At 64.6% G+C, this 5,280-nt stretch carries 6 protein-coding genes; 5 read left to right on the plus strand and 1 reads right to left on the minus strand.

What is annotated here, in order from left to right; genetic code table 11:
• Positions 1–165: 165 nt before the first annotated feature.
• From JK358_RS38620 to JK358_RS38640, 5 genes are all read left to right on the plus strand, one after another.
• Positions 166–630 (plus strand): hypothetical protein, encoded by a 465-nt coding sequence (locus JK358_RS38620; protein ID WP_201958823.1) that lies wholly within the window; start codon positions 166–168, stop codon positions 628–630.
• A gap of 319 nt (positions 631–949) precedes the next feature.
• A complete protein-coding gene (locus JK358_RS38625; protein ID WP_201958825.1) occupies positions 950–1,117 on the plus strand; it encodes a hypothetical protein in 168 nt (55 codons plus the stop codon).
• Positions 1,118–1,300: 183 nt separating this feature from the next.
• Positions 1,301–2,833, plus strand: a complete 1,533-nt coding sequence (locus JK358_RS38630) for a serine/threonine-protein kinase (protein ID WP_201958827.1) — start codon at positions 1,301–1,303, stop codon at positions 2,831–2,833.
• Positions 2,834–2,955: 122 nt separating this feature from the next.
• Positions 2,956–3,402: a hypothetical protein gene (locus JK358_RS38635; protein WP_201958829.1), complete on the plus strand. Its 447-nt coding sequence runs from the start codon at positions 2,956–2,958 to the stop codon at positions 3,400–3,402.
• Positions 3,403–3,510: 108 nt separating this feature from the next.
• Positions 3,511–4,647, plus strand: coding sequence for a BTAD domain-containing putative transcriptional regulator (locus JK358_RS38640; protein ID WP_201958840.1), 1,137 nt, complete (start codon positions 3,511–3,513; stop codon positions 4,645–4,647).
• Positions 4,648–4,714: 67 nt separating this feature from the next.
• Here JK358_RS38640 and JK358_RS38645 read toward each other — a convergent pair whose 3' ends face one another.
• Positions 4,715–4,861, minus strand: coding sequence for a hypothetical protein (locus JK358_RS38645; RefSeq protein ID WP_201958842.1), 147 nt, complete (start codon positions 4,859–4,861; stop codon positions 4,715–4,717).
• Between the last annotated feature and the right edge of the window lie 419 nt (positions 4,862–5,280).

Below are 5,280 nucleotides of genomic sequence, written 5' to 3' on the forward strand. Positions count from 1 at the left end.
TATTACTGGTTGCCCTGGATCGCACGCTGATGGCCGCGATGTGAGGACAGTGAGGGAAAAGAGAGCTGGAAAGTCCGGTCGGCGAATCTTGTCTCAACACCGCAGGAACAACCCGGCGGAGATGAAGCCGACCCAGCGTCGCAGACAAGAAGAGGACCAAACCCGATGCGTATCAAGCGATTCGTCACCGCAGCCCTGCTCGCCGCCTCTGTGGCCACCACCCTCGGTGTGGCTGCTCCCGCGGCTACGGCCGCCCCCTCCATCCAGGGCGAGTCGCCCCTCAATATCGATGTGAACGCCAACGATCTGCTGGAGAAGGTGATCAACGGTGTACGGGACGCGAAGAACGTCGAGGGCTATCTGGCCTCGCTGCTCGAGGATGCTTTCATCAATGCCGGGAACGGACAATACGGTGCGATGGTGTGCAAGATGCACAAGGCGCTCGATTGTGTGAACAATGCTTCGGCCGCCGCGTTCAAGTCGGTCATGTACAACGGTGACATCTTCGGTGTCTGGCTGATCCGGCCGGGCTCGGGTACCTTCCACCGGGGCGCGGACGGGGGCTACCAGAACTGGACCTTCATGGGCTACCAGGACTACAACCGTGACACCATGACCGTCACCTTCTGAGCATTCCCCCTCATCGGTGGCGGAGCCTCGCCGCCCTCCCGGGGGGTGTCCGGCCTGGCAACGGTCGGCCTCTCGACATCTCACACGGAACCCCTCAGCTGCGGCAGCGCATCGGCTGAGGGGTTTTCTGGCGTTTGTGGCGCAGGTCGTGAGTGAGCAGCGGGCCGGCGAGCCGCTCGATGCCGGTGGACAGTGCGGAGAAAGGGCACGGGAAAGGGGCGCTCGGTGATTGTTGTGTCCGACCGCGACACCCGTCGCCGGTCGGACATGAATCACTGGAGTGCCGGGGTCGGTCCCGGTATCGCGTAAAGGAATCACCATGAAGGCTCGTCAGATTCTCGCCACCGTCCTACTCGCTGGGGCGGTCGCCGGTGGTGGCGTCGCTGCTGCTTCGACGGTATCGGCCGCCGCCATCAGCAACAACCCTTCGAACATCGACTCGGCGATCAGTTTCGAGGACGCGCCCTCGTTCTGGCCGCGGTGGTGAGGCGAGGGCGACGCAGCCACGTGCTGCTGGTCGTTCGATGAGATGAGATGAAAAACCTGATGCCGGTGCGTGAATCACGCACCGGCATCAGACGCTTCCAGGTTGGACACGGTGGCGGATTACGATCCGAGCGAGTTACCAAGGTGGGGAGCATCCTTGGCCGAGATCTTCAGGACACGCAGGATGATTGATTTGCAGCCCGGCACGGTTTTCGCCGGATACACGATCGAGCGCCGTCTGGGCGCGGGTGGTTGGGGGACAGTGTATTTGGCACGTGATCCGCAGTTCGAACGAAGATTCACGGCGTTGAAGCTGCTCAATCGTGGCGCCAGTGACAACGAGTCACAGCAGCGGTTCCTGCGTGAGGGCGATCTGGTCGCGCAGCTGGAGCATCCCAATATCGTCACCGTGTTCAATCGCGGTGTCGAAGGCGAGATCCTGTGGATCTCCATGCAGTACGTTCCCGGCGCCGATGCCTCGGTCCTGGCGGGCATACCCGCCGACCAGGCGGTGCGGATCGGCGCGGAGGTCGCTGCCGCCCTCGATCACGCCCATCACCAGGGAGTGCTGCATCGCGATGTCAAACCCGCCAACATTCTGCTCGGCGAGCCGGTCGACGGCCGTCCCGGCCGGGTACTGCTCACCGACTTCGGGATCGCCCGCCGACAACACGACGATGCCGGGTTGACCCGCGCCGGATCGGTCAACGGCACTGCGGCGTTCATCGCTCCCGAGCAGGTCTCGGGCGGAACAGTGGGGCCGTGGTCGGATCAATACTCGTTGGCGTGCACGCTGTTTCAGCTTGTGACCGACGAGCCGGTGTACGCGGCGCGCGAGTTCGAGGCGCTGATATTCGCGCATGTGGAGGGAACCCCGCGCCTGGTCAGCGATTTCCGGCCGGACCTGCGTGCCCTGGACCCGGTGCTGGCTCGGGCGCTGGCCAAGAATCCCGTCGAGCGGTTCGGCAACTGCACCGAGTTCGTTGCTGCGGCTGCGCAAGCGCTGCGCGGGGGAAGGATCGCCGGGGCCGTGGCCCCCTTGCCTTCCCCACGTCCACCGTTGGAGGCAACGATGCCGGCCCCGGTGGCCGCGGGGTCGAACAAGGGACCGTACCGGGACGATCCCACCGCGGCCGCGCCGGTGGCGGCAGCGCGCCGCGGGCGGCGTCGCACCACGGTGCTGCTGGGCCTGGCCGCGTCGGTGCTGGTCGGGATCGGCGCGGTGGTCACGGTGCCGATGGCCCTGCGGCAGAACGCGGACCCGGCGACATCTCCGGTCGATCCCTCCTCCTATGCGGGGGCCCGCGCGGTGACGACGTTCGACCATTTGCTTCCCACCACCACCGCCAACCTCGGCTACGAGAACGCCCGCTGCGTGCGACGCAATGAAATCGTCGATCCTGTCCTGGGCAAGTCCGGTTACCAGATCGACTGCACCCAGCCCGACGGCCTGAACTTCGTGATCTTCGACTACCTGAGCGCCGACAGCGCGGCCCGGCAGTTGCGAGATGTCTATCAGGGCGAGCAGCCCTCGACCACCGCGCTGAACGGCACCGACGATCACGAGGCGTTCTACACGGTCCACATGGTTGAAGGAGACATGCGAGTGCGCATGGGATTCGCGACGGCCCCCTGGTCGGAATTCACCATCGAGATCACCTGGCCCGGCCACGCCGCGGAATATCTCATCGACTGGGCGGAGCGCGCACCCCTGTAACTGTCGGTGGGGGCAGGAAGGTCCACGGAAAGCGGCGCGGAAAGCCCCCCGCGCGATGATCATCGCCGAGGAGCTTGCCCGCGCCGGGCAGCGGCGCGACCGGAGAGGAAACAGGAATCGGCATGGCCCACAACAAGTTCGCCGCCGCGGTGGCGTCGGTCGCCGCCTCGGCGGTAGCGGCCGTGGTTCCCGCCTGTGCGGGCACACCCGGCGATGACACTACTCACCCCGCCGGCTTCGACCAGGACCTGGCACACGCCATCGGCGGGATCGGACCGGCCGGCAATGTCGAAAGATATCTGGCTTCGCTGCGGGAGGAGACCTTCACCGGCACCGGCAACGAGAAGTTCGGGGTGATGGTGTGCAAAACGACCGGGGGCCGGGGATACACCATGAACGCCAGCGCGGTCGCCTTCCAGACGGTCAGCTACGACGGCGATCGCTTCGGTATCTGGCTGATCCAGCCCGGCTCTGGCACTTTCACCAACCACCGCGAACACGCCCACCGGAACTGGACCTTCGTCGGCTACCAGCGTTTCGACCCCGATACCCGGACCGTCCAGTTCTGATGTCGCGCCTCCGGCACTGGCCACCGGGGGTGCCCGCCGACGCCACTCGGACATCGTGACGTTGGAAGGACAGGAATCGGAAGTGGTTGAGTTCGTAAGATTATCGCTGTGATCGACAGACAGGCTCCCGGTACGAACGGGAGCGGGGGATTTGACCTACGACTTCTCGGACCGGCCGAACTACGCATCGACGACCGTGTGGTCCCGCTCGGTGGAACGATACCGACCGGGGTTCTGGCCTACCTGGCCTTGAACCGCGAACGGGCGGTACCGACCGAGGTACTGGCCGACAGGCTGGCCAAAGGGAAAGAAGCAGACCCGCCCGACGTGCACGTCGCGATCTGGAAGCTGCGTCAGGCACTCAGCGCGCAGTCGGTGCGTCACGAGGACATCCTGGTCAACACCAGAGGCTCCGGATTCCGGCTCGTACTCGACGAATCCTGCTGCGATGTCTTCCGTTTCCGCGCGGCCCGGGCCGCGGCGAACGACGCGGTCGCCGCGGGCGAGTACCGCAAGGCCGCCGAACTGTACCGCCGCGCCCTGCGCGAGGGTCGTGGCACGCCCTTGTCGAACCTGCCGGATTTCAACTTCATCTTCGGCGAACGCAGTCAGTTGGAGAACGATCTCCAAGCCTGCCTCGAGGCACGGATCGACGCCGACATCGAAACCGACCCCCGTACCGAACTCATCGGCGAGCTCACCGCTTTGACCCATGACGAGGTCATGCAGGTACGAGAGCGACTGTGGGCGCAACTGGCCACCGTGCAGTACCTCAACGCCCGGCAAGCCGACGCCCTCACCACGCTCCGGCGAGCCCGCGCAATCCTCGGCGAGGTCGAGGGTATCGACCCCGGGCCCGAACTAGTCGAGCTCGAACGAAAGATCCACCAGCGAGAACCCCTGCGCCCCCAACGAATCCGACCAATCCACATGCCCACCACAGTCGCCCGCGACGCCGCACAAACCAGCGGCCGACTCCAACTGGACGACGGCACCACCTTCCTGGTGAGCAAACCCGTCTTCACCATCGGACGTCACCCCGACAACGACCTGGAACTCGATGACGCCCAGGCGAGCCGCGAACACGCGAAGATCCTGCAGAGCGCGATCGGACTCATCATCCGCGACCTCGATTCGACCAACGGCGTCTTCGTTGACGACAAACGGATCAACCAGACCGCCACGATCAAAGACAAGACCGTCATCCGGATCGGCACCACCTCGATGGTCTTCCATCAGGACTGACTGCCTAGCGGACAACCAGCTGTACCCGCCCGGAGGCGGGCGGGTACAGCAAGGACCGGTGTTGCGATTACGACGAGTACTGTCCGTCCCAGAGACCCTCCGTGGCGATCGCTTCAGCGATGGAAGGATCGATCTGGATCTGCGTCGGGTACTCGTACCCGGTCTCCGCACCGGCGACGGCGCGAACGATCTCGGTCAGGAACTTGGCGAACATATCGACTCCTCGAACAGATTCAGGCCGTAGGGCCTCGGTGTCCTCCCCGGCAGGGGAACTACTGAGAAGTACGATCGTCGCTGCGCCTTTCCACGAAACCTTTCACTGTCTTTCCGGGGGTTGCGACCAGCACGGGTGTATCTGCCACCGACCCGACGGGTTACTGCCTCGCCAGCTGACCAGGCAATCCGCCCCACGTTCAGCGAACACGATTGCGACTCCTGGCAAGTCGCCATCTTCTTCACCGCGCAGCCAGCTACACATTTCGATGCAGATCGTCAGTGGCTGTGCGGCAGACCCCCGGCGTTCTCCGAAACCATTTGCGGGAGCCAGTATCGACGATCTATGACGTTTGCGGGCAGGCTATGAAACTGAACTGGGCGAAGTCCATGCCCAACTTGTTGGCCAAACGGTTGCTG

This window comes from Nocardia acididurans, from assembly GCF_016741815.1.
GTDB lineage: Bacteria > Actinomycetota > Actinomycetes > Mycobacteriales > Mycobacteriaceae > Nocardia > Nocardia acididurans.